Consider the following 23,576-nt stretch of genomic DNA (forward strand, 5'->3'; position numbering starts at 1 on the left):
GTCGGGGCCACGCCCGGCGCGGCTCAGCAGAGCTTGAACCGGTCGCAGGCGGTCTTGATCGGCACCGCCAGCCCGATGCCCTCGGCGTCGCGGGCCTTGGCCGTGGCGATGCCGACGACCTCCTTCGACCCGTTGATCACCGGACCGCCGGAGTTGCCGGGGTTGATCGGCGCGTCGAACTGGATGACCGGGCCGGAACCGCCCTCGTCCTGGCGGAACGCGCTCACCACGCCGGTGGTGACGCTGTCCTGCAACCCGAGGGGCGCGCCGACCACCACGATCTGCTGGCCGGACTTGACCGGCGTACGCGCCGCGACCAGCCCCCCGAACTTCGCGGTGGTGCGCAGCTGCGCCAGGTCCTTGTCCTTGTCGGTGGCGACGATGGTCGCCTCGAACCGCTGGTCGGTGCGCTCCAGGAACACCGTGCGCTCGCCGGCGGCGAAGACCGACTCCACCACGTGGAAGTTGGTGAGCAGCGTGGTGCCTCCACCGGACGGCGCCTTGCCGACCGCGAACGCCGTGCCGGTGAACTGGCCGGCCCGCACCCGGAACACGCTCGGCAGCACCGCGCTGGCCACCGCCTCGGGATTGAAGGCGGCGCCGGCCTGCTTCTCCAGGCTCCCGGCGCGCTGCTCCAGCCCGTCGAGCCGGCGGGCGTCCGCGCCCTGCGCCTCGGCCGTCCGCCGGTCGGCGGCGGCGAGTCGGTCGTCCACCCGGTGGATCTGGTACGCCTGCACGCCGGTCACCACGGCCAGCACGCCGGCCAGCGTCAACGCCACCAGCGACAGTCGGCTGCGGCGGCCGGGCGCGGCGGTGCGGCCGCCCGGCGGCGCGCCGAAGCCCGGCTGACCCGGTCCGGCGACCGGCTGGCCCGGATAGGCCGGGCCGGAGTTCGGCTGGCCGGGGAACCCCGGCCCGGACACCGGGTGGCCCGGGTACGGGACGGGGGCCGGGCCGGCCTCGTGGGACGTGGGCTGGTTCGGGTACGACACCCCGACACCGGCCGACCCCGGGTAGGCCGCCGGCCCGCCGGCCGGCGGCCCCGGATAGGACGAACCCGACGCAGGCGGCCCCGGATACGACGAGCCCGGCGCGGACCGGCCGGGGACGGACGAGCCGGCCGAACCGGGGTACGCCGGGCCAGGGTTCGGCTGGGCCGGCACGACGGGTGACGCCCCGCGGGCGGCGGGGCCGGCGGCGTCGGCGCGGGCCGGGTACGTCGCGCCGGGGGCCGCCGGGGACGGCGAGGCGCCCGGGTGGCCGACGCCGAACGTCGGGTACGTGGGGCGGGCCGCCGACGCCTGATGGGCCACGCCCGGCGGAGCGATGCGCGGCGGCAGCGGCCCCGGCCGGTCGGCCGTCCCGTCGCCGTCCTGCCCGGACACACCGTCGCCGGATCCGTAGCCGCCTGCCATGATCGTCCGTCCTCCCCGCCGGCTCCGCCGGCGCACCGACCGCTGCCCGGTCGCCCCCGCGCCGCTCACGGCTCGATGGACCGTACCGGCGCGATCGGGGTTTGTCTCCCCCGTTGTCCGACCCTGCCACCCCGGCGCAACTCGACCCGTTCCGGACACCCGACGGACATCTCGTCGACACGCGCCGGACCGGCTGCGCGCACCGGATCGTCCGGCCCACTAGGGTTGGCAGGTGACCGACGAACCACCCCTGCGCCGTCGGGCCGCCGAAAGCCGTACGGGAGAGGTGTCCCCCCGGGCCGTGCCGGAGCCGGCGGACGCGGGGACCGAGACCGACGCGGGCACAGCCGTCCCGCTGACCGCTCCGCGCGAGGGCACCCCCGCGCCGGTGGCCACCTCGACCGAGCTGGACGAGGTGGTGGCCCGTTTCGCGGCCGGCACCGGCCCGGTGGCCCTGGACGCCGAACGTGCCTCCGGATACCGCTACAGCCAACGGGCCTACCTCGTCCAGCTGCGCCGGGCCGGCGCCGGCACCGCGCTGGTCGACCCGCTGCCGCTGCCCGACCTCTCCGCCCTCGACGCGGCGATCGCCGAGGCCGAGTGGGTGCTGCACGCGGCCAGCCAGGATCTCGCCTGCCTGGCGGAGCTGGGGCTGCGCCCGCGCCGGCTGTTCGACACCGAACTGGCCGCCCGGCTGGCCGGGTTCGAGCGGGTCGGCCTGGCCGCGCTGACCGAACAGGTGCTCGGCTTCAGCCTGGAGAAGCACCACTCGGCCGCGGACTGGTCCAGCCGGCCGCTGCCGGAGTCCTGGCTGACGTACGCGGCGCTGGACGTGGAGCTGCTGGTGGACCTGCGGGACGCGCTCGACGATGAGCTCGGCCGGCAGGGCAAGTCCGGTTGGGCGGCGGAGGAGTTCGCCGCGCTGGTCCGCAACGGCGCCCGCCCGCCCCGGGTGCGCGCCGAGCCGTGGCGACGGACCTCCGGGATCCACCGGGTCCGCGGGGCCCGCGCCCAGGCGCGGGTCCGGTCCCTCTGGTACGCCCGGGACCAGATCGCCGCACGGCGGGACGCCGCGCCGGGCCGGGTGCTGCCCGACTCGGCCATCGTGGCGGCCGCCGAGCTGGACCCGAAGGACGAGAAGACGCTGCTGACCCTCCCGGGTTTCGGTGGCCGATCGGTACGCCGGCTGGCGCGTACCTGGTTGGCGGCGTTGGACGACGCACGCCAACTGCCGGACGACGCGTTGCCGGTCAGCCCGGCCGTGGAGGGCCCGCCCCCGCCGCACCGGTGGGCCGAGCGCGACCCGATCGCGGCGGGCCGGCTGGCCCGCTGCCGGGAGGTGGTGGTCGGCACCGCCGGGGCGCACCGGCTGCCGGCGGAGAACCTGATCACGCCGGACTCGATCCGCCGGTTGGCCTGGCAGCCGCCGGAGGAGATCACCGACGACACGGTCGCGGAGGCGTTGCGCGTGTTGGGTGCCCGCGAGTGGCAACTCGGGCTGCTCCTGCCCGCGCTGACCGAGGCGCTGCGCACGCCCGTCGCCTGAGCGGGCGGCGGGGCGGGGTGTGGGCTCTGCCACACGGGGGGTGGTGACGCAGTTGGTTACTGACGAGTAGCATCCGGAGAAATGGCCAGTGCCGAGGGAGGCTCCAAGTGCCCCGTGAAGTCCGAGATGTCGTCTTCGTCGACGGCGTCCGTACCCCGTTCGGCAAGGCGGGTGGGATGTACGGCAACACCCGCGCCGACGACCTGGTGATCCGCTGCATCCGTGAGCTGATGCGCCGCAACCCGCAGCTGCCGCCGGAGAAGGTGGAGGAGGTGGCGATCGCCGCCACCACCCAGATCGGTGACCAGGGCCTGACCATCGGCCGCACCGCCGCCCTGCTGTCCGGTCTGCCCAAGACCGTGCCCGGCTTCGCGATCGACCGGATGTGCGCCGGCGCGATGACCGCCGTCACCACGGTGGCCTCGGGCATCGCCATGGGCGCCTACGACGTGGCCATCGCCGGCGGCGTCGAGCACATGGGCCGCCACCCGATGGGCGAGGGCGTCGACCCCAACCCGCGGATCGTCGCGGAGAAGCTCGTCGACCCGTCCGCCCTGGTGATGGGCGCCACCGCGGAGAACCTGCACGATCGCGTCCCGCACGTCACCAAGGAGCGCACCGACGCGTTCGCGCTCGCCTCCCAGCAGAAGACCGCCAAGGCGTACGCCGACGGCAAGCTCCAGGGCGACCTGGTGCCGGTGGCGGTGCGTGACGAGGAAGGCGGCTGGGGCCTGGCGACCGTGGACGAGGCGCCGCGGGACACCTCGATGGAGAAGCTGGCCGGGCTGAAGACCCCGTTCCGCCCGCACGGCAAGGTCACCGCGGGCAACGCGGCCGGCCTGAACGACGGCGCCACCGCCGCGCTGCTGGTCGCCGAGGACACCGCCCGCGAGCTGGGCCTGCCGGTCGGCATGCGGCTGGTGTCGTTCGGGTTCGTCGGCGTCGAGCCCGAGGTGATGGGCGTCGGCCCGATCCCGTCGACCGAGAAGGCGCTGCGCATCGCCGGCCTGAGCATCGACGACATCGGCCTGTTCGAGCTGAACGAGGCGTTCGCCGTGCAGGTGCTCGCGTTCCTCGACCACTTCGGCATCGCCGACGACGACCCCCGGGTCAACGCCTGGGGTGGCGCGATCGCCATCGGGCACCCGCTCGCGTCCTCCGGCGTCCGGCTGATGACCCAGCTCGCCCGGCAGTTCGCCGAGCACCCCGAGGTCCGCTACGGCCTCACCGCCATGTGCATCGGCATCGGCATGGGCGGCACGGTCATCTGGGAGAACCCGAACTGGGAGGGTGGAGACAAGTGAGCGCGCTCGCCGCACCGAACGAGGTCGTCACCAGGGCGCTGCTGCGTCAGGTGAGCGTACCGGGGCTGGACCGGCCCGCCGCGCTGATCACCCTGGACAACGGCTTCGACCACACCAAGCCGAACAGCTTCGGACCGGGCGGGCTGACCAGCCTGGACGAGGCGATCACCGCGGCCCTCGCGGCGAACCCGGCGTTCGTCGCGGTCACCGGTAAGCCGTACATCTTCTGTGTGGGCGCGGACATCACCAGCCTGCCGCAGCTCGAGAACCGCGAGCAGGCCCTGGCGATCGGCCGGCTCGGCCACCGGGTCTTCGCCCGGCTCAAGGACAGCGACGTGCCGACGTTCGCGTTCGTCAACGGTGCGGCCATGGGCGGCGGCCTGGAGCTGGCCCTGCACTGCCACTACCGGACGCTGTCGGCGGGCGCGGCGGCCCTGGCGCTGCCCGAGGTCTCGCTCGGCCTGGTGCCCGGCTGGGGCGGCACCCAACTGCTGCCGAACCTCATCGGCATCCCGGCCGCCACCCAGGTGATCCTGCAGAACCCGCTGATGCAGAACCGGATGCTCAAGCCGAAGCAGGCGGCCGAGATGGGCGTCGCGGACGTGCTGCTGGAGCCGGCCGACTTCCTGGAGCGGTCGCTGGAGTGGGCCGCCGGCGTCGTGCGGGGCGAGGTCACGGTGACCCGTCCCGAGGTCGACAAGGACATGTGGGCGGGCGTGCTCTACTTCGCCCGCCAGACGCTGGACCAGCGGCTGCACGGCGCGGTCCCGGCCGCGTACAAGGCGTTGGACCTGCTGGAGACCGCCAAGGACGCGGACTTCGCCACCGGCACCGCCGCCGAGGACGAGGCGCTCGCCGACCTGGTCTTCTCCGAGGAGCTGCGCAGCGGCCTGTACGCGTTCGACCTGGTGCAGCGGCGGGCCAAGCGACCGGCCGGCGCGCCGGACAAGGGCCTGGCCCGGCCGGTGACCAAGGTGGGCATCGTCGGCGCCGGCCTGATGGCCAGCCAGCTCGCGCTGCTGTTCGCCCGGCGGTTGCAGGTGCCGGTCGTCATGACCGATCTCGACCAGTCCCGGGTGGACAAGGGCGTGGGCTACGTGCACACCCAGATCGAGAAGGCCGTCAGCAAGGGCCGAATGGACAAGGGCACCGCGGCCAAGCTGTACGGCCTGGTCTCCGGCTCCGTCGACAAGTCCGTCTTCGCGGATGCCGACTTCGTCATCGAGGCCGTCTTCGAGGACCTGGGCGTCAAGAAGCAGGTCTGGGCCGAGCTGGAGAAGATCGTCAAGCCGGAGGCGGTGCTCGCCACCAACACCAGCTCGCTGTCGATCACCGAGATGGCGGCCGACCTTGAGCACCCGGAGCGGGTCGTCGGCTTCCACTTCTTCAACCCGGTCGCGGTGCTGCCGCTGCTGGAGATCGTCCGCGGCGAGCGGACCGACGACGCCACCCTGGCGACCGCGTTCGCGGTGAGCAAGCAGCTCAAGAAGTCGTCGGTGCTGGTGAAGGACGCCCCGGCGTTCGTGGTCAACCGCCTGCTGACCCGCTTCCTGGGCACCGTCTTCGCCGCCGTCGACGCCGGCACCCCGCTGGACGTGGCGAACAGCGCGCTCGACCCGCTGGGCCTGCCGATGCGCCCGCTCGCGCTGCTCCAGCTCGTCGGGCCGGCCGTGGCCTACCACGTGGGCGGCACGCTGCACGCGGCGTACCCGGACCGGTTCGGCGTCAGCGAGAACCTGAAGCGGATCGCCGACTCGGGCCAGCCGATCGTGGTCGACGACCAGATCAACGACGAGGTGGCGAAGCTGCTGGTGGTCGGCGACCAGCCGCTCACCGCCGAGCAGGTGCGGCAGAACGCGCTGGACGCGCTGGCGCAGGAGATCCGGCTCATGCTGGACGAGGGCGTCGTCGCCGAGGCGCAGGACATCGACCTGTGCATGATCCTCGGCGCCGGCTGGCCGTTCCACCTGGGCGGCGTCACGCCGTACCTGGATCGGACCGGCACCTCCGAGCGGGTGACCGGCCGACGGTTCCTGCCGCGCGGCGTGGCCAGCCTGCGCTGACCGACCCGCCATCGAGCGCGGTGGCTGCGCTGTCCGTTCCGGACGGCGCGGCCGCCGCGTTCGGCGTTCCGGGCCCGGTCACGGAAGGGTCCCGGTTTCGCCACTCCGACACCGGGCGGTCAGCGCGGCGTCGGTGGCCCTGGCTACGATCACGCGTCCAGCATTCTCACAGGAGCCGCCTTCATGTCCCAGCCGCCGTCCAACCCCTACCCCGGCACCAACCCCCCTCCCCCGCAGCAGCAGCCCGGTGGCTACCCGCCGCCGCACCAGCAGCCGTACGACGGCGGTTACCCGCCGGCGCCGCAGCAGCAGCCGCAGTACGGCAGCGACTACCCGCAGCAGCCGCCGTACGGCGGCGAGCAGTTGGGCGCGCCGGTCCCGCCGAAGAAGAAGTTCGGGGTCGGCAAGGTCCTGCTGATCGTCCTGGCCGTCGTCCTGGTGCTGTGCGTGGGTGGCGGCATCGCCTTCTGGGCCGCCGCCGGCGACGAGGTCAAGGACGCCGTCAACGCCAGCAAGACCCGGGTGGTCGAGCCGGCGACGCTGGGCGGCCGGCCGAAGGTGACCGAGCCGACGCTGCAGAACGCGGCCGTGCAGATGAAGTCAGAGCTCGGCAAGGACGTGCCGAACGCGACAAGCACGGCGGGCGCCTTCTACGGCGACCCGGCGAAGAAGGACCTGGTCATGATCGTCGGTGTCTCCGGCATCATCGCCGACCCGAAGAAGGAGATGGCGGACGCCATCACGGCGGTCACCCCGGACCTCGGCACCAAGGACTTCAAGGCGGTCGACGCCGGTCCGCTCGGCGGCGACGCCAAGTGCAGCGACGGCAAGGCGCAGGACGTCCCGGTGGGCGTCTGCGTCTGGGCCGACAAGGGCAGCCTCGGCATGATGGTGGTCTACTTCAAGAGCGCCGCCGAGTTCCAGTCGGAGTTCGTCACGCTGCGCGGCGAGGTCGAGAAGCAGGACTGATCCGCTCGTCGCGCCGGGCCCCCGCCGTCGGCGGGGGCCCGGCGCCGTTTCCGGGTCAGGCCGACGCGGCGCGTTCCGCCGGGCTGCGACAGACGCAGAACTCGTTGCCCTCCGGGTCGGCGAGCACCACCCAGCCGGTATCGTCCGGCCGACGCCGGTCGGCGACCACTGTGGCCCCCAGGTCCCGTAGCCGCGCGACCTCGGTGTCCCGGGTGCCCTCGGCCGGATGCAGGTCGAGGTGGAACGCGCCCTTGCCGTGCCGCTCGCCCACCTCGACGAAGAGCAGGTCGGGACCGTGCCCGCCGGGCGCGACGAGGACCGCTTCCGGGTCACCCGGGAAGTCGTCGTCGTTCAGCTTGCGGTCGAGCACCCGGGCCCACCAGGTGGCCAGGGCGTACGGGTCGTCGGATTCGACGGTCACGCAGTGGATCTCTGCACTCACGGTGCTTCCTCCGGTGGGGATGCGCCCCGACGGAGTGCGAAAGTCAGCGGGGAACGCGGGGCGCGGGATCGTTGTGGACGGACATCACCACACCCCCTTCCGCCTCTCGGCTGACGTCATGATCGTGCCACCGCCGCCGTCCCCCTGACAAGGGTGTTAAAAGGGGGCCCCTCCTCTACCGAAAACGTTAAGAAGGGGCCCCTCCTTACATCACGGGCCGACGAAGACGGCCTTCGCGCGCCAGTCGACCCCGTCGAGGGACGGGCCGCTGCGCACCGTGAACGTGGTGCCCGGCGCGCCGTTCGCCCAGTCGGTGGCGGACAGGTCACCGGTGGTCCGGTTGACCTTGTAGAGCGTGTCGCCGGCGACGAAGACCGCGCCCGCGTCGGCGAGCCCGCCGGAGCCGGCCACCGGGAACCGGTCCGCGCCGACCGTGCCGCTGTCCGGGGTGAACCAGCGCCAGAACAGGCCGTTCTGCCCGGAGAGCGTGTAGTAGAGCCGACCACCGGCGAGGAACATGCCGGTCACGTTCGGGATCTCGGCGTAGAAGCCGGTGGTCACCCCGACGTACGTCTGCCCGGCCGGGCCGGAGTCGGTCTCCACCGTGTCCCAGTAGGCGTCGTGGTAGGGGTCGACCAGCGCCGGGGCGCCGAACGTGGTCCCGTCGAAGCTCCGCCGCCACAGCGCGCCGTCCATCCCGTAGAACAGCGTGCCGCCGACCCAGAACGCGCCGCGCGCGGTGGACCAGGCGGTGTCGTCCGGGTTCGCCACCGGGCTCGCCGCGCCGGCCACGTTCGCCCCGTCGTACGGGCGGGCCTGCACCTCGTCGCCGGTGCCGGTGGGCGGGGCGCCGGTCTTGACGATCTCGATGGCGTCGACCAGCGGGTTCTCCACCACGTGCCGGAACTCGATGTCGACGCTGCCGTCACTGACCACGGTGAACTCCCGCATGGTGCCCACGTTGTGCCCGACGCTGGCGGACAGGTCGAGGTCGTCGAGAACGGTGCTGCCCTCCAGCGCCACGTCGAAGACGCGCTTGCCGGCGGTGCCGGTGCCGTCGTACCGGTTGGCCAGGTAGAGCCGCACCTGCACCTCGGTCCCGGCGGGCACCGGGAACTGCCAGGTCATCTCCGGCGCGCCGGCCGGATCGTACCGTTCGTCGCGGTAGAGCGCGGCGGGCGCGCCGGCCGGCACTGTCGCGTCGAGCGCGCCGACCGCGGCGAAGCCCGCGGCGGAGCTGCCGCCGTTGTGGTACGGGCTGGGGTTGCCGCCGTCGTCGACCGCCCAGTCCGGCCCGCCGTCGGTGGCGGCCACCGCCGGACCGCCGGCGTTCACCCGGTACAGCACGTTCGTCGGCTTCGGCACCCCGGCCTGGTAGACGTTGCCCGGCAGGGTGGCCGAGGTGGTCGGGTGCGGCGCGGTGCCGCCGGCCAGCGGGAAGAAGGCGATCCGCTCGCGCCGGTACTGGAAGTTGCCGATCCACGAGGTGTCCCCGCCGACCCAGAGCCCGGACGGGGTGACGAGCATCTCGGAGGCCCCGATGCCGCGCGGGTGCCGGCCCGGGTTCCAGGACAGCGGCAGGCCGGTCCGCGGGTCGAGCGCCGCGATGCTGGCCCGGCCGACCGCGCCGGCCCGGGCGTTGTCGGCGCCGGCGGTGTTGTTCAGCCAGCGGAAGTGGCCGCCGACGTAGACCGCCTGCTCACTCACCCCGACCGACAGGAAGGTGTCGCCGCCGGTGTAGTCGATCCAGGTCGGCTGCGCGTCGACGGCGGTCGTGCCGGCCTCGAAGCGGGCCGCGGCGTCGCAGAGCGTGCCGGCGTACGGCGACCCGGTGGTGACCACCACGAAGTAGCTGCCGTCCGGCGCGTACGCGATGTCCCGCATGTACGAGTCGAATGCCTGCCACTTGCAGCGCGGCGTGTAGCGGCTGGTGTTCCAGTCGGCCACGGTGGCCTCGGTGGCGCCCAGGTCCAGTTGGACGATCTGGTCGTGCAGCACGCCGTCGGCCAGCTTGAAGTTGCCGATCACCACGAGCCTCGTGCCGTCCGGCGAGAGGGCCATCTTCTCCACCCCGACGCCGGCGTTGGAGCCGCTGACCCCGTCGTAGTTGTGGTGCTCGGTCAGCGCGGTGGTGACATAGGTGTCCACCGCGCCGGTGGTGGCGTTGAGCGAGGCCAGCCCGCCGCGCGGGGTGGTGTTGCCGGCCGTGGTGAAGATGCCGCCGACCAGCAGCCGGTTGCCGACCACGGCGATGTCGTTGACCAGGCCGTTGAACGCCGGCGGGGCGAAGCCGGTGACCAGCGCCCCGGTGGCGACGTCGAGCAGCGCCACCTTGCGCCGGGTCACCCCGTTGACGGTGTTGAACTTGCCGGCGACGAAGACGGTGCCGGGGGTCGGGCCGGCGACCACCGCGTACACCTCGTTGTCGACCGTCGGCACGAACGCGGTGTCCACGGCGCCGGTGGCCTTGTCGAAGGCGAGCAGGTAGTTACGCGGGATGTCGGTGTCGGAGTTGCGGTTCTGCACGGTATGGAACGAACCGGCCACGATGATCTTCGTGCCGGCGTCGTGGATCGCGTCGACGGCGCCGTCCACGATGTCCGGCGAGGCGGTGGTGGGGACGGGCTTGACCACTGTCGTGTGGTTGGGCGCGGCGCCGGCGGGGGCGGCCGGGGCGAGGCCGGCCGCGGTGAGCGCGACGGCGGCCAGGGCCGCGAGGACGCGGCGGCGCGGGGCCGAGGGGTGGGTCACGGGCAGCTCCGTAGGATCGACGGGGAGGCGTGTCGCTCCGCTCACCCTGGGCCACGCCCGCACCGCCGTCCAGCGCCCGGCAAGCTTTCTGACCGACCACCGCACCGCCGGGCCCGACCACCCGCCGCGGCGGCCGGGACAGCCGGGCCGCGCCGCACGAACAGGTGGCCCCGGGGGTACGCCCGGACGGGCGCGGATCGACGGTCAGGTGGCCGCGGGCGGGTCGGCCGACGGGAGCGTCACCGTCACCTCCAGGCCGCCGCCGGGCTGGGCGACCGCCTTCACCGTGCCGCCGTGCGCGTCGCAGACCGCCCGCACGATGGACAGGCCGAGGCCGGAGCCGCGGGCCCCGGTGCGTTCCTGCCCGCCCCGACGGAACGGCTCGAACAGGCCGGGCACCTCGGTCGGGGCGACCTCGAAGCCGGTGTTCCCCACCACCAGCCAGGAGCGCTGCCCGTCGGTGCCGGTGCGCACCCACATCCGGCCGTGCAGGTGGTTGTAGCGGACCGCGTTCTCCACCAGGTTGCCGGCCAGCCGGTCGAGCAGCCCCGGGTCGCCGACCACCGGCGCCGGGCGCAGCGAGGTGTGCACCTTCAGGCCGATCCGTTCCACCTCTCGGGCCACCGCGGAGAGCGCGTTCGCGGTGCCCACGGCGAGGTCGCTCTCGGCCCGGCGGGCCAGCCGCCGGCCGGTCTGCGCCTCGCTGCGGGCCAGCACCAGCAGCGCGTCGACCAGTCCGTTGGCCCGCTCGGATGCCTCCCGCACCACGCCCGCCATCCGGCGGTACTCGCCGAGGTCCGCGTCGTCGTCGCTGAGCGTCACGTCGATCTCGGTACGCATCACCGCGAGCGGCGTGCGCAGCTCGTGCGAGGCGTTGGCGACGAACCGTTTCTGCGCCTCGAACGCGGCGCTGATCCGGTCCAGCATCGCGTCGAACGTCTCGGCCAGCTCGGCCACCTCGTCGTCGGCGCCGGACCAGCCGATCCGCTCGTCGAGCGTGGTCTCACCGAGCCGGCGGGCGGTGGCGGTGACCTGGTGCAGCGGGCGCAGCGCCCGACCGGCCACCAGGTAGGCCCCGGCCACCCCGACGACGCTGATCGCCAGCAACGCCAGCAGCCCCTTGACCAGCAGTTCCCGCGACGCGGCGTCGACGAGTTGCCGCTGCCACTGCCCGGCGTCGAGGGTACGGCCGTCGGTGAGCACCACTGTGGTGCCGGGCAGCAGCTCGTCGGTGGGGCGCAGCGCGTCGCGGACCAGCAGCCAGGCCAGCAGCACCAGGATCGCCCCGGCGCCGACCAGGAGCACGCCGTTGAGCAGGGTCAGTCGCAGCCGCAGCGTCGGCCGTACCCGCCGGGCGGCCGTCACGCGGGCTCACCGACGCGGTAGCCCGCGCCGACCACGGTGTCGATCAGCGGCGGGTCGCCGAGCTTCTTGCGCAGGGTCATCACGGTGACCCGGACGATCGTGGTGAACGGGTCGGTGTTCGCGTCCCAGACCCGCTCCAGCAGTTCCTCGCTGGAGACCACCGCGCCGCGCGCCTTGAGCAGCTCGGCGAGCACGCCGAACTCCTTGTTGGTCAGGTCGAGCGGGACACCGGCCCGGGTCACCACGCGCCGGGCCGGGTCGAGTTCCAGGTCGCCCACCGCCAGCACCGGCGGCGCGGCCGGGGTGGCCCGCCGGCCCAACGCCTGCACCCGGGCCACCAGCTCGTCGAAGGCGAACGGCTTGGCCAGGTAGTCGTCGGCGCCGAGTTGCAGCCCCTCGACCCGGTCCGCGACGGTCCCGCTCGCGGTCAGCATGAGGACCCGGGTCAGCGCGCCGGAGGCGGCCAGGTCGGCGCAGATCCGGTCGCCGTGCACGCCCGGCAGGTCCCGGTCCAGGATCACCACGTCGTAGCGGGTGACGAACGCCGCCTCGTGCCCGGCGTCGCCGTCGTAGGCGACGTCCACCGCCATTCCGCGCTTGCGCAGCCCGCGCGCGATCGCGTCGGCGAGGTTGCGCTCGTCCTCGACCACCAGTACCCGCATCCCGGCCTCCCGCCTCGTGACCTCCCACAACCTAGTGCCGGCGACCAAACGACAGGCACGCGCCGCCGTTGCAGAAATTCTTCGGGTACGCGATGCTCGCCGGCAACGATCGACAACGCCCGCGGCCGACCCGCCCGGCCCGAGCCGAACGGAGCCCCGATGACCACCGTCGACCCCGGCCGGGACGTCGCATACCACCGCTTCCGCTTCCCCGCCGACCGCGAGCGGGGCCACGCCGACGGGCTCCGGAACGGTCCGGACGGGCTCACGCCCGACGCCGCGACCGGCCGGCCCACGCACGCCGACCCGCGCCCCGGAACCTGGACCTCGCCGGTGGTGCCGGTCGGCTTCACCACCACCGAACTGGTGCCGTCGTGGACCGCCGACACACCCCCCGGCTGCTGGCTACGGGTGGAGCTGCGCGGCTGGGACGGCGACGCCGCCACCACCGGCTGGTACACGCTCGGCGACTGGGCGGCCGACGACAGCGCGGTGCGGCGCTCCTCGGTGCCCGGGCAGTCCGACGGGCGGGCCCGGGTGGCCGCGGACACGCTCCAGGTCACGGCGCGACGGTGACCGGTTGGCAGGCCCGCGTGACGCTGTTCCGCCGCGTCGGCGCCCCGGGCGACCCGGTGCTGCGCTCGCTCGGCGTGGTCGCCTCCGCCGATCCCGCCCCGGCCGGCGATGTCGCTGCCGGCACCGGAGACGTCGACGCGCTCGGCGGGCCGTCCGCCGGTGGCGCGCGGGGGCGGGTGCTGGACGTGCCGCGCTACGCGCAGCGGCTGCACGCCGGCGGCGAGACCCGCTGGGGTGGCGGCGGTGACTCCTGGTGCAGCCCCACCTGTGTGTCGATGGTGCTCGACTTCTGGCACGCCGGCCCCACCCCGGACCGGTACGCCTGGGTCGACCCGCCCGGCCCCCGGCCGGTCGTGGTGCACGCCGCCCGGCACTGCTACGACCACGCCTACGGCGGGGCGGGCAACTGGCCGTTCAACACCGCGTACGCGGCGACGCACGGGGTGGACGCGTTCGTCACCCGACTGCGCTCGCTGGCCGAGGCGGAACGGTTCGTGGCCGCCGGCATCCCGCTCGTCGTCTCGGCCGCCTTCACCCGGGGCCAGGTGCCCGGGCTGGACTACGACACCCGGGGGCACCTGATCGTGCTGGTCGGCTTCAACGCCGACGGCGACCCGGTGCTCAACGACCCGTACGCGCCGGACGACGAGCGGGTCCGCCGGACCGTGCCCCGGGCGCCGTTCGAGGCGGCCTGGCAGGCGGGCAGCGGCGGGATCGCGTATGTGCTGCGACCCGACTCGGTGCCGCTGCCCCCGGCCCCCGAGCAGGCCAACTGGTGATCACCGGACGACCGGCCAGACCGCCAGGCCGCCGGCCGGACGCAGGCACACCAGCGCCTCGCCCGCGTCCGCGCACTCGTCCCAGGAGCCCGGCAGGACCGCCCGGACCCGCGCCTCGCCGGCCGGCACGTCCAGCGCGCCGACGAGCGTGCGGTCCCCGGTGAGGCGACGCAGCCCGAGCAGCCCGGCCAGCGTGCCGGACCCGTCGTCGCGGCCGGTGACGCGCCAGCGGCCGAGCCGGGCGAGCACCCGGCCGGTGGCCGGTTCGAGCGTCCACAGGTCCAGCTCCGGGCCGTCCCCCGCCGTCGCGGCGATCAACCGGTCGCCGACCGGCGCGAACCCGAGCCACCCCTCGTCCGTCCAGGCCGAGCGGCCGGTGGCGGGATCGAGGGCCACCGCCCCGCCCACCTGGTCACGTCGGCAGATCACGCCGGCGCAGTCGGTGAACCAGATGCCGGCACGCGGATCCACCGGCACCGTCCAGAGCCGGTCCAACCGGTCCAGCCCGTACGCGGTGACCGCGCCGGCGCCGTCGTCGACCAGCAGCAGGCCGCCGACGACCTGCGCGAACCGGTGGGAGACGCCGTCCGGCACGGACGACACCCGGCCGGCGCGCAGGCGCGCGCCCGAGTCGGCGTCGTGCACCGCGACCCGGCCGTCCGGCTCGACCAGCACGAGCTGCGTCACGCCCCGGGCCTCCCGCCGGTACGACACCCCCTGCGCGGGCACCGGCAACGACCAGCGCACCACGCCGGACGCCGGGTCGACGGACCGCACGCTGCCGGTGCCGCCCGGACGGGGGTTCTCGACCAGCAGCCCGCCGGTCGCGGTCGCGATCGGGTAACCGGACTGCCGCCAGCGGACCGCCCCGGTCGTCGGATCGAGCAGCGTGACGACCGTGTCACCGACCCCGGTCGGACTGCTCGTCACCAGCAGTCCGCCGGCCCCGACGGTCAGGCCGAGCACATGGGCGCCGGCGGGCAGCGTGAACCGCCACGCCGGCTCGCCACCGGGCAGCCGGAAGGCGGTGACCTCCCGGCCGCCCCGCTGGACCGCGCCGGGGCCGTCGGCCACCACCAGCCGACCGGCCAGCGCCACGAAGACGGCACCCTGCGGCGCGGGCACCCGCGCCGGCGCCGGCTGCCGCGCCGGCCCCGCCGCGCCGGCGAGGGTGAGCAGCACCAGGCAGCCGAGCGCCACCGCGCGGGCGGTCCGGCCGGGCGGCCGCCGGGGCGGCGCGGGGAGCGGCTCGTCGCCGTCCTCGGCGTGCCGCATCTCCCCCAGGTCGATGACCGGGCTCACGGCAACCGCCGCAGCGTGAAGTCGCCGCTGCGCGCCCGGCAGACCAGCAGCGTCGTACCGGCGGTGCAGTCGGTGCCGGTGAGCACGTCACGCACCACCGGTGGGCCGCCCGGCAGGTCCGGCTCGGCGAGGAGCAGCCGGCCGCCGCCCAACGGCCGGGTCAGGAAGATCCGCCCCGTCATCTCGCTCTGCGGCAGCACCGCCCAGTCGCCGAGGTCGGCGACCAGCCGCCCGTCCGCCTCCTCGAGCACCGCCAGGTGGTCGCCGGTGGTGCCGCCGGCACCCACCAGCAGGCGGCCGGCGTCGGCCCGGAGCACGCTCTGCCACCGCTCGGCGGTCCAGCGCAGCGCGCCGGCGCCGGGATCGAGCGCGCGTATTCCGCCGTCCTGCCGGGCGGCGCAGAGCAGCCCCCCGCACTGCTCCAGGTGATCGACCAGCGGCATCTCGACGGTCCACCGCAACCGGAGCGTGTCCAACTCGTACGCGTTCACGGTCGCGCCGGCGTCCGAGGTCTGGACGGTTTCCAGGAAGAGCCCGCCGGTGGCCTGCGTCGTGCGCGGGCCGGGCAGTTCCTCCGGGTGCAGGTTCCGAACGGCCAGCCGGGCGCCGGTCACCGCGTCCAGCACCACCGTCCTGCCGGCGTTCGGCACCAGCAGGATCCTCTCGACCCCGGACGATCCATAGCTGAACTGCACGTCCTGTCCGTCGGGCGCGGGCGCGGTCCAGAGCGTCCGCCCGTCGGCCACCGCCAACCGGCGGACCGGCTGCGAGCCCGGCCCACCCACCGGGCGCAGCAGCAGCGCGTCGCCGGCCGGGAACGCCAAGCCGGACTGCCGCCGGCGGAGCGCGCCGGTGCCGGCGTCGAACGCCACCGTCTCCCATCCCTCGCCCTCGCCGGTGCCCACGGCAAGCACCCGCCCGCCCTGTTGCCACAACCCGACGACGTCGCCCGTGCCGGGCATCCCGGCCCGCCACCGCTCACGACCCTCGTGGTACGCCACGACGTCCCGGCCCGGCCGCTGCGTGGACCGCAGCGCCACGTACACCCGGTCGCCGGAGAGGAACGCGGCGGCCCCGGTGCCGCCGGGGATGCGGCGCGGCGCGGGTCGGGCCGGCGGCACCGCGGCGGCGAGCGTGACGAGCGCCACCGACAGCACCACCGCGCAGCGGAACGGCCGCCCCGCGGCACGCGGCGGCCGGCCCGGCGCCCCGGATGCCGGGGCATCGTCGCGCAGCTCACCCAGATCGATGACGGTCACGAACTCCCCCTTCCGCGCCGCCGCACCGCCGCCCGGCCGTGACCGGACCGACGCCGGGCCGCCTGTACGATGGCCCGTCGTGGCCGTGCCGGTGGTTGACCCTCCTCTGAACTCCTCGTCCGTCGAGGTGGACGCCGGCGCGGCGGATCCGCCGCGCCGGCCCCGTCGCCGACCGGCCCGCGCCGACGTGCTGGCCATCGGAGCCTATGCGCTGCTCGGCGTTCTCGTCTGCCTCAACTACTGGGGCGACGTGCAGCACCGGGTGTCCTCGCACCTGCCCACCGACCACAGTTGGTTCGAGTGGCTGTTCGCGCACGGCGCGTACTCGGTGCGGCACCTGGAGAACCCGCTGTTCACCGCCCGGCAGAACGCGCCGGACGGGGTGAACATGATGGCGAACACCTCGCTGCTCGGGGTGACGCTGCCGTTGGCGCCGCTGACCATGCTGCTCGGCCCGCAGGTGATGTACGCGCTCTACCTCGGCGCGGCGTTGTCGGCGACCGCCGCCACGTCCTACTGGATGCTCGCGAAGCACCTGGTCCGCTCCCGGGCGGCGGCGTTCGTCGGTGGCGCGTTCCTGGGCTTCGCGCCGGGCATCGTGCACCACGCCAACGGGCAGCCGAACTTCGTGTCGAACTTCCTGCTCCCGCTGATCGTGGCCCGGGTGCTGCGGCTCGGCGAGCCGGGCCGCTGGCGGCGCAACGGGCTGGCGCTCGGGCTGCTGGTGGCGTACCAGATCTTCATCAACGAGGAGATGCTGCTGCTCACCGCGTTGGCCTGTCTGGTCGTGGTGGTGGCCTGGGTGGTGCAGCGACCACGCGCGGCGCGCGAGCGGGCCGGCACGTTCCTGGCCGCGATCGGGCTCGGCGGCGGGGTGGCGCTGCTGCTCACCGCGTACCCGATCTGGTTCCAGTTCAACGGCCCGCAGTCCTACCGGGGGTTGCAGGGCGGGGTCTTCCACAACTGGGGTGAAGACCTGATGGCCTTCGTCACCTTCGCCCGGGACACCGTGGCCGGGGACGAGGCGGTCGAGAAGACCATCGGGCTCACCGAGCAGAACACCTGGTTCGGCTGGCCGCTGGTGCTGGTCGCGCTGGCCGCGCTGGTGCTGCTCGTCCGCCGCTCGGTGCCGGCCCGGATCCTGGCCGTGCTGGTGGTCCTGTTCACCATCGCCTCGATCGGGCCGGTGGTGCGCTTCGACGGCGCGGAGACCGACGTGGCCGGGCCGTGGGCCTACGTGCCGGACGACCTGCCGCTGGTCGAGATGATGATGCCCACCCGGTTGAGCCTGGTGGTGGTCGGCGCGGTCGGCGTGCTGCTGGCGCTGGCCTGGGACACGCTGGCCCGCACCGGCCGGCCGCCGGTGCCCGCGCCCCGCGCCGGCGACCACGACGCCGACGCCGACGCGGTCTCCGGCGGTGACAGGTCGGACCGGCGGCGGGCGGTGCGCCTGGTCGGGTACGCCGCGATCGTGGCCGCCCTGCTGCCGTTGATCCCGCGTCCGCTGCCGGCGCAGCGGATCGACCCGCCGCCGCACTTCGTCACCGCCGGTGGCTGGCGGCCCTACGTGCCGGCCGGCCGGACGCTGGTGCCGGTGCCGATCCCGAGCAACGTGCACGGCCTGCCGACGCTGCGCTGGAGCGCGCTGACCGGGCAGGAGTTCCCGATCCCGGCCGGCTACTTCATCGGCCCCAACGCGGCCGGCGAGGGGGTCTTCGGCGCGCCGAACCGGCCGACCAGCACGCTGATCTACGCCACGATGGACGCCGACGAGGTCCCCGAGATCACCGCGGAGAACCGCCGGCACGCGCTCGACGACCTGCGCTTCTGGCGGGCGTCGGTGGTGGTGCTCGGCGCCGGCCCGCGCGAGGCGGTGCTGCGCGACCTGATGACCGCACTGCTCGGCCCCCCGCGGCGGATCGACGACGTCTGGCTCTGGGACGTCCGCGACCGCGGGTAAGGCGGGGCCCCCTGTTAACGCCTCCGGTAGAGAAGGCGCCCCCGCTCACCACCACGCGTTAAGAAGGGGCCCCTCCTTACCCGAGGGGTCAACGGAGCAGGGGGCGGACGTCCCACAGGTAGCCGCCGGCGACGTCCCGACCGGGGCCGACCAGGGCGTCCACCGTGGCCCGCACCGGGTCGGCCGGTGACGAGTCGGCCTGCACCAGCGCCGCCGCCCGCCAGTGCCGCAGGTCCGCCACCGCCTGCCGGCGTTCCGCGTCACCGACCGGCGGCACCTGACCGGTCTCGGCGGCCCGGCGCAGCAGCAGCGACGTCGGCCGGTCCGGCGCGCCCCACCGGGCGGTCGGGTCGCCGGCCGAACGCGGCCCGATGAAGTAGCCGCCCGGCGCGTCGAAGGCCAGCCCGGTGCGCGCCGACCAGAACATCGCCGGGCTCTTCGCCGCTCCGGTGACCGGCGGGACCGGCACCAGTGTCCGGCCCGGCGGGACGTACGCCCGCCAGCCGCCGCCGGCCACCACGGCGGGCACCGGCGGGACCGGCACGGTGCGGATCGGGGTGGGTACGAGCGGCAGCAGCGCGCCGGCGACCGCGCCGGCCCACGGCGCCCAGGCTCGTACGGCGCCGCGCCGGACCCGGTCCACGGCCAACGCTAGCAGCACCCCGGCCACCGGCACGCAGACCAGCGCGAAGCGGGCCGGCACCACCAGGTCGAGCAGCGGCACGCCGGCGAGCAGCCGGTACGGGCCGGGCAGCCCGGTGTCGTGCCGGTCCACCACCACCGTGGCGCCCAGCGAGAGCGCCGCGAACAGCAGCCCGCACGCGGCCACCGCGCGCACCAACGGCCGCCGCCACAGCCGCACCACCACGAGCAGCGCCACCAGCGGCAGGAACGGCCCGAAGAACGAGTTCTGCTCGGTGGGGTTCGGCGAGAGCAGCCCGGCGCGGTGGCCGTCCCCGGCCACGGTCTGCCGGGCCGCGGCGGTGAACGAGGCCAGGTCCAGCCGGTAGCCGTGGGTGTGGAACGGCATCCCGGTGTAGTGGCCCGGCCCGAAGAACTGGAACCACAGCGGGTACGCCAGCAGCACGCCGGCCACCACCGCGCCGACGCCGAGCCGGCGCGCCAGCACGGGCGCCAGCCGGCGCGCGGCGGCCCGGTCGGCCAGCGCGTACGCCCCGGCCAGCACGCCGGCGGCCAGCGCCAGGAAGACCAACACCTCCTCGCCGAGGAAGACCTGGTAGGCGACCGCCAGCCCGAGCAGCACGCCGTCCCGGCGGATCCGGTCGGTGGCCGGCCGGAACACCAGCGCGAGGATCACCGGCACCAGGAACTGGGCGGCCATGTGCAGGTGCGCGCCGGCCTGCGCCACCATGCCGGGGGCGAAGCCGCAGCAGAGCCCGCCCACCGCGGCGGCGGCCCGGGAGCGGACCAGCCGGCGGGCGAGCAGCGCGTACCAGGCGGTGGCGGTGCCGGCGAGGCTGAGCACCACCGCCACCAGGAAGGCCACCTGGGAGCCGAACGCCACGGTCACCGGGGTGAGCGGCACGCCCAGCCCCAGCACCGAGGTGTTGGCCATCAGGTTCACCCCGTGCGGCACGTTCAGCGCGGCGCTGTGCAGCGGGTTCTCGCCACCGGTGACCGCGCGGGCGGCCCGGGCCAGCATCCACTCGAACAGCATCTGGTCACCGGCCTGGTGGAACAGCCGATCCGGGCGGCGCCACTGGTCGGCGGTGAGCAGCACGGCCGGCGCGAGGTAGCCGGCCACCACGAAGGCGTCGACCGACCGGGGCCACCACCGGCGCCGGGGCGCGGGGGCGGGGCGGTCCGGGCGGGCGGGCGCGCTCAGGCGGACCGGTCGGTCAGTGTCCGTACGTCCCACACCCACACGTCCAACTCCTGCCGGGCGGGCCCGACCAACTGCTCCACGGTGCGGCGCAGCGGCTCGGCGTTCTGCTCGTCCAGCGGCAGCACCACCACCGCCGCGTTCCAGTGCCGCAGCTCGTCGAGGAAGCGGCGGCGCTGCCGGTCGTCGAGCTTCGGCGTACGCCCGGTCGACGCCACGTCGGCGAGCACCTCGCCGATGCCGCTGCGCCGGCCGCCGAAGCGGCCCGGGTCACCGGTGACGCCGTTGCGCGGGGCGAGGAAGTAGCCGCCGGGAATCTTGAAGTCGAGGTCGGTGCTGGCCGCCCAGCGCATCGGGTCGGTGTTGCCCATCGCCGGCACCGGCACGGAGACCAGCGTCTGGTCCGGGCCGACGTACTGTCGCCACCGGTCCGCGGTGATGAACTCCGGCACCGGCGGGCGGCTGGTGACCCGCAACGGCATCGGCGCGATCGGCAGCAGCGCGAAGACCAACCCGGCGGCGGTCAGCGTCCGCGCGGTGCGCCGCTCCACGCCGCGCAGCACCCAGGCGCTGCGCACCGCGAACGCCAGCAGCACCGCGACGGTCACGCTGGTGATCAGGCCGAACCGGGTGGGCACCACGGCGTCCAGCAGCGGCAGCCGCACCAGCAGCTCCCACGGGCCGGTGGCCAGGTCCCGGTCCCACCAGGAGATCCGCTCGCCGAGGGAGAGCACCGCGAAGAGCAGGCCGGTCGCGGCGAGCGCCCGGACCATCACGTCCCGGCGCAGCCAGACGACGATGCCCACGGCCAGCAGCGACAGGCTCCAGCCGAAGAAGGCGTTCTCCTCCGAGTAGTTCGGGGCCAGGTTGACGTTGGCGCGCTCGTTGCCGCCGAACGTGGGCGAGCCGGGGGCGACGAACGCGGCGATGTCGTTGCCGTAGTCGCGCACCGCGTCGCTGAGCCCGTGGTAGGCCATCGGCCCGGCGAACTGCACCCAGAGCGGGTACGCCAGCAGCGCGCCGGCCAGCACCGCGCAGACCGCCAGCCCGGCGCCGAGCGGCCGCCACGCGGCGGCCCACCGCTCGCGCTGCTGCACCAACACGGCGAGCAGGAACACGCCCAGGGCCAGCGCGGTGAAGAGCAGGATCTCCTCGTTGATGAACGCCTGCACGACGACCAGCAGGGCGAGCAGCGCGCCGTCGCGCACCGGCCGGGCCGAGCGGGTCAACACCAGCACCCGCCAGACGATGAACGGCAGCAGGAACTGGCTGATGATGTTCGGGTGCCAGTTGGCGTGCGACAGCATGGCCGGCGAGAACCCGCAGAACCAGGCGCCGACCGCGGCGGCCGGCCGGTGCTTGACCAGATGCCGGGAGAGCACCCGGTACCAGGCCGCGGCGGTGCCGGCCAGGCCCAGCGTGACCAGCGCGACGAAGGAGACCGCCGGTCCGAACAGGAGGGTCACCGGCACCATCGGGATGCCGAGGGCCAGGATGGCGGTGTTCGCCATCAGGTTGACCCCGTCGGGGTAGTTGAACTGCTCGGTGAAGAACGGGAACTCGCCGTGCAGCACCACCCGCACCGAGTGGGCCAGGAAGAACTGCACCTGGGCCGGGTCGCTGCTGTAGAGCGCGGCCACCCGGCCGGCCGGGTCGGCCCAGATGCCGCTGGTCACCCAGACGGCGGCGAGCAGGAAGGCCGCGTACACGACGAGGTCGATGCGCCGGCGGGTCCACCGCCAGCGCCACCGGGGGCGCGCGGCCGGCGCGACGGGTTCGGTGGTGGCGACCATCGGCTCGCGCGGCTCGACCGGAGGTTCACGGCGGGTGACCGGCGGCGGATCGAGGGTGACGGATCGGGAGCCCGTCGGGGCGTCGGCGGCCGGCGTCGAGGCGCCGCGGGTCTCGGCAGGCGTCACAGTCGGCGGAGTCTACCGGAGCCGGATATCGACCCCCGAATCGCGCGTCACGTTCCGCGACGAGGGGGAGAACCGGGCGCGTCCGGGCACCGGGTCGTCTCGTACCATGTGGGCTTCCGACCGACGACCGGCGAGGGGATCAGGGTGGTTTCAGCCCGCCGAGGCGCTGTGACGGGCACCGCGCTGGCCGCGTTGCTCCTGGCCACGGCCGGTTGTGGACCGGTCACCGAACGACGGCCGGCGGATCTGCGGGTCGGTTACGACAGCCTGGACGGCACGCTCGCGGTCTGGCCGCCGCGCGGCAGCTTGGCCCGCGACGGCGCGGCGACCGCCGGGATCACCGCCGCGGTGCGGGACTGGCGCTCGCCGGTGGACGACCGCGCCCACCTGCCGTCCTCCGGCATCCTCTTCTCCGGTGAGGTGGGCGGCACCCCGCTGGCGCTGGTCGCCGCCGACGTGCCCGGGGATTCCGCCTCCTGGCTGCTGCAGCTCGACCGGGACGGGCAGCAGTGGCGGGTGACCCACGCCACCGAGTACACCGAGTCCGGCTACCTGGTCTACTCCGACGTGCTGCCGGTGCGGGAGCCCACCGGCCGCCGCTACCTGACCTCCGCCCGGGTGGCGCGCCTGCTCGGCCCGGACGGGCGGGCGGTGGCCGGCGCCGACGGCGTCACCGAGCCGGTCGCCGTGCCGGCCTGCCGGGCCGTCGAGCTGACCGCGACGCTGCGACCCACGCCGTCGCTGCCGCGCGGCCGGGCCGCCGACCGCGTCCTCGACCTGGGTACGGCCACCGAGGCGCCCCGCTACCCGCTGGTACGCGACGAGACCGGTGCCGGCAAGCGGGCCCTGACCGGCCTGGACACCTGCGTCCTGGCCGGCGAGCGGGGCCCGTTCGGCAGCGCGCCGCGCCGCATCGGCGACCGGGAGGCGCCCCGCTCCGCCCCGGAGTCCTGGCCGATGGCGAAGATCGCGACCCGGTCGCTGGGCTCGGTGGCGCTCGGCGGCGGGGAGCCGGGCGACCTGGAGCAGCTCACCTGGGAGACCCCGAGCGGGACGATGACCGCGGTGCTCCACCGCCCGGCCGACGGCGGCACCCCGGTGGTCTCCCCCGCCGACCGCTCCACCACCCTCCAGGCCTACCACCTGCCGCTGCCCGGCCAGCCGCTCGCGGTGTTGACCTGGCGGACCCGGGACGCCTCCTTCGCCGCGCCGCCCGGCACCACCCGCCTGGTCGACCGTCCGGGCCTCGTGATGGTCGAGCAGACCGACGCCAAGCAGACGTTCAGCCTGGCCGGCACCGAGAAGACCTGGTACCGCTCCCTCTCCGCCCCCCGGTGACCCCCGTCCTCGGCGCCACCGCCTGAGATCTTGGAAAAATTGATCCCTGGAGCAGCGCTCGGGCGGCCCCGCGACAGCGGGAC

General features: G+C 74.8%; 17 protein-coding genes. 8 read left to right on the forward strand and 9 right to left on the reverse strand.

The features are described from left to right. Positions 1-23: 23 nt before the first annotated feature. Entirely contained in the window at positions 24-1,415 is a 1,392-nt protein-coding gene (locus tag O7618_RS16500) for a trypsin-like peptidase domain-containing protein (RefSeq protein ID WP_278106984.1), read from the reverse strand. A 232-nt stretch (positions 1,416-1,647) separates the two neighbouring features. Here O7618_RS16500 and O7618_RS16505 point away from each other — a divergent pair, with 232 nt between their 5' ends. The 4 genes from O7618_RS16505 (at position 1,648) to O7618_RS16520 (ending at position 7,297) form a co-directional block, all read left to right on the forward strand. Further along, positions 1,648-2,961: a ribonuclease D gene (locus O7618_RS16505; RefSeq protein ID WP_278106985.1), complete on the forward strand. Its 1,314-nt coding sequence runs from the start codon at positions 1,648-1,650 to the stop codon at positions 2,959-2,961. 107 nt (positions 2,962-3,068) lie between these two features. Further along, positions 3,069-4,265, forward strand: coding sequence for a thiolase family protein (locus tag O7618_RS16510; RefSeq protein WP_278106986.1), 1,197 nt, complete (start codon positions 3,069-3,071; stop codon positions 4,263-4,265). Further along, positions 4,262-6,328, forward strand: coding sequence for a 3-hydroxyacyl-CoA dehydrogenase NAD-binding domain-containing protein (locus O7618_RS16515; RefSeq protein ID WP_278106987.1), 2,067 nt, complete (start codon positions 4,262-4,264; stop codon positions 6,326-6,328). Before O7618_RS16510 ends, O7618_RS16515 begins: the two co-directional genes overlap by 4 nt. A gap of 183 nt (positions 6,329-6,511) precedes the next feature. Next, on the forward strand, positions 6,512-7,297 hold the full coding sequence (locus O7618_RS16520; RefSeq protein ID WP_278106988.1) for a hypothetical protein: 786 nt from the start codon (positions 6,512-6,514) through the stop codon (positions 7,295-7,297). 55 nt (positions 7,298-7,352) lie between these two features. Here the strand turns inward: O7618_RS16520 and O7618_RS16525 are convergent, their stop codons facing one another. From O7618_RS16525 to O7618_RS16540, 4 genes are all read right to left on the reverse strand, one after another. Beyond that, a complete protein-coding gene (locus O7618_RS16525; protein WP_278106989.1) occupies positions 7,353-7,739 on the reverse strand; it encodes a VOC family protein in 387 nt (128 codons plus the stop codon). Between the two features lie 210 nt (positions 7,740-7,949). Then, complete coding sequence (locus O7618_RS16530) at positions 7,950-10,490, reverse strand: malectin domain-containing carbohydrate-binding protein (protein ID WP_278106990.1); 2,541 nt, start codon at positions 10,488-10,490, stop codon at positions 7,950-7,952. A gap of 204 nt (positions 10,491-10,694) precedes the next feature. Next, positions 10,695-11,855 (reverse strand): HAMP domain-containing sensor histidine kinase, encoded by a 1,161-nt coding sequence (locus O7618_RS16535; protein WP_278106991.1) that lies wholly within the window; start codon positions 11,853-11,855, stop codon positions 10,695-10,697. After that, entirely contained in the window at positions 11,852-12,517 is a 666-nt protein-coding gene (locus O7618_RS16540; RefSeq protein WP_278106992.1) for a response regulator transcription factor, read from the reverse strand. Before O7618_RS16540 ends, O7618_RS16535 begins: the two co-directional genes overlap by 4 nt. 159 nt (positions 12,518-12,676) lie before the next feature. On the opposite strand from O7618_RS16540, the gene O7618_RS16545 reads away from it, so the two are divergent. Together O7618_RS16545 and O7618_RS16550 are read left to right on the forward strand one after the other, a co-directional pair. Beyond that, positions 12,677-13,093 carry a hypothetical protein gene (locus O7618_RS16545; RefSeq protein WP_278106993.1) on the forward strand — a complete coding sequence of 139 codons (417 nt, stop codon included), beginning with the start codon at positions 12,677-12,679 and terminating at the stop codon, positions 13,091-13,093. Beyond that, positions 13,090-13,872 (forward strand): peptidase C39 family protein, encoded by a 783-nt coding sequence (locus O7618_RS16550; protein ID WP_278106994.1) that lies wholly within the window; start codon positions 13,090-13,092, stop codon positions 13,870-13,872. Before O7618_RS16545 ends, O7618_RS16550 begins: the two co-directional genes overlap by 4 nt. Here the strand turns inward: O7618_RS16550 and O7618_RS16555 are convergent, their stop codons facing one another. Beyond that, entirely contained in the window at positions 13,873-15,174 is a 1,302-nt protein-coding gene (locus tag O7618_RS16555) for a PQQ-binding-like beta-propeller repeat protein (protein WP_278106995.1), read from the reverse strand. Continuing rightward, positions 15,171-16,433 (reverse strand): PQQ-binding-like beta-propeller repeat protein, encoded by a 1,263-nt coding sequence (locus tag O7618_RS16560; protein WP_278106996.1) that lies wholly within the window; start codon positions 16,431-16,433, stop codon positions 15,171-15,173. The genes O7618_RS16555 and O7618_RS16560 overlap by 4 nt, the downstream gene beginning before the upstream one ends. 79 nt (positions 16,434-16,512) lie before the next feature. On the opposite strand from O7618_RS16560, the gene O7618_RS16565 reads away from it, so the two are divergent. After that, complete coding sequence (locus tag O7618_RS16565; protein ID WP_278106997.1) at positions 16,513-18,393, forward strand: hypothetical protein; 1,881 nt, start codon at positions 16,513-16,515, stop codon at positions 18,391-18,393. 88 nt (positions 18,394-18,481) lie between these two features. Here O7618_RS16565 and O7618_RS16570 read toward each other — a convergent pair whose 3' ends face one another. Both O7618_RS16570 and O7618_RS16575 read right to left on the reverse strand, forming a co-directional pair. After that, the gene (locus tag O7618_RS16570) at positions 18,482-20,278 is read right to left on the reverse strand and encodes a hypothetical protein (RefSeq protein ID WP_347405379.1); all 1,797 of its coding nucleotides are present in this window, start codon (positions 20,276-20,278) and stop codon (positions 18,482-18,484) included. Further along, entirely contained in the window at positions 20,236-22,029 is a 1,794-nt protein-coding gene (locus O7618_RS16575) for a hypothetical protein (protein WP_278110035.1), read from the reverse strand. Before O7618_RS16575 ends, O7618_RS16570 begins: the two co-directional genes overlap by 43 nt. A gap of 270 nt (positions 22,030-22,299) precedes the next feature. Here O7618_RS16575 and O7618_RS16580 point away from each other — a divergent pair, with 270 nt between their 5' ends. Next, positions 22,300-23,493 carry a hypothetical protein gene (locus tag O7618_RS16580; protein WP_278106999.1) on the forward strand — a complete coding sequence of 398 codons (1,194 nt, stop codon included), beginning with the start codon at positions 22,300-22,302 and terminating at the stop codon, positions 23,491-23,493. Positions 23,494-23,576: the final 83 nt, after the last annotated feature.

This window comes from Micromonospora sp. WMMD980 (genome assembly GCF_029626035.1).
Lineage (GTDB): Bacteria > Actinomycetota > Actinomycetes > Mycobacteriales > Micromonosporaceae > Micromonospora.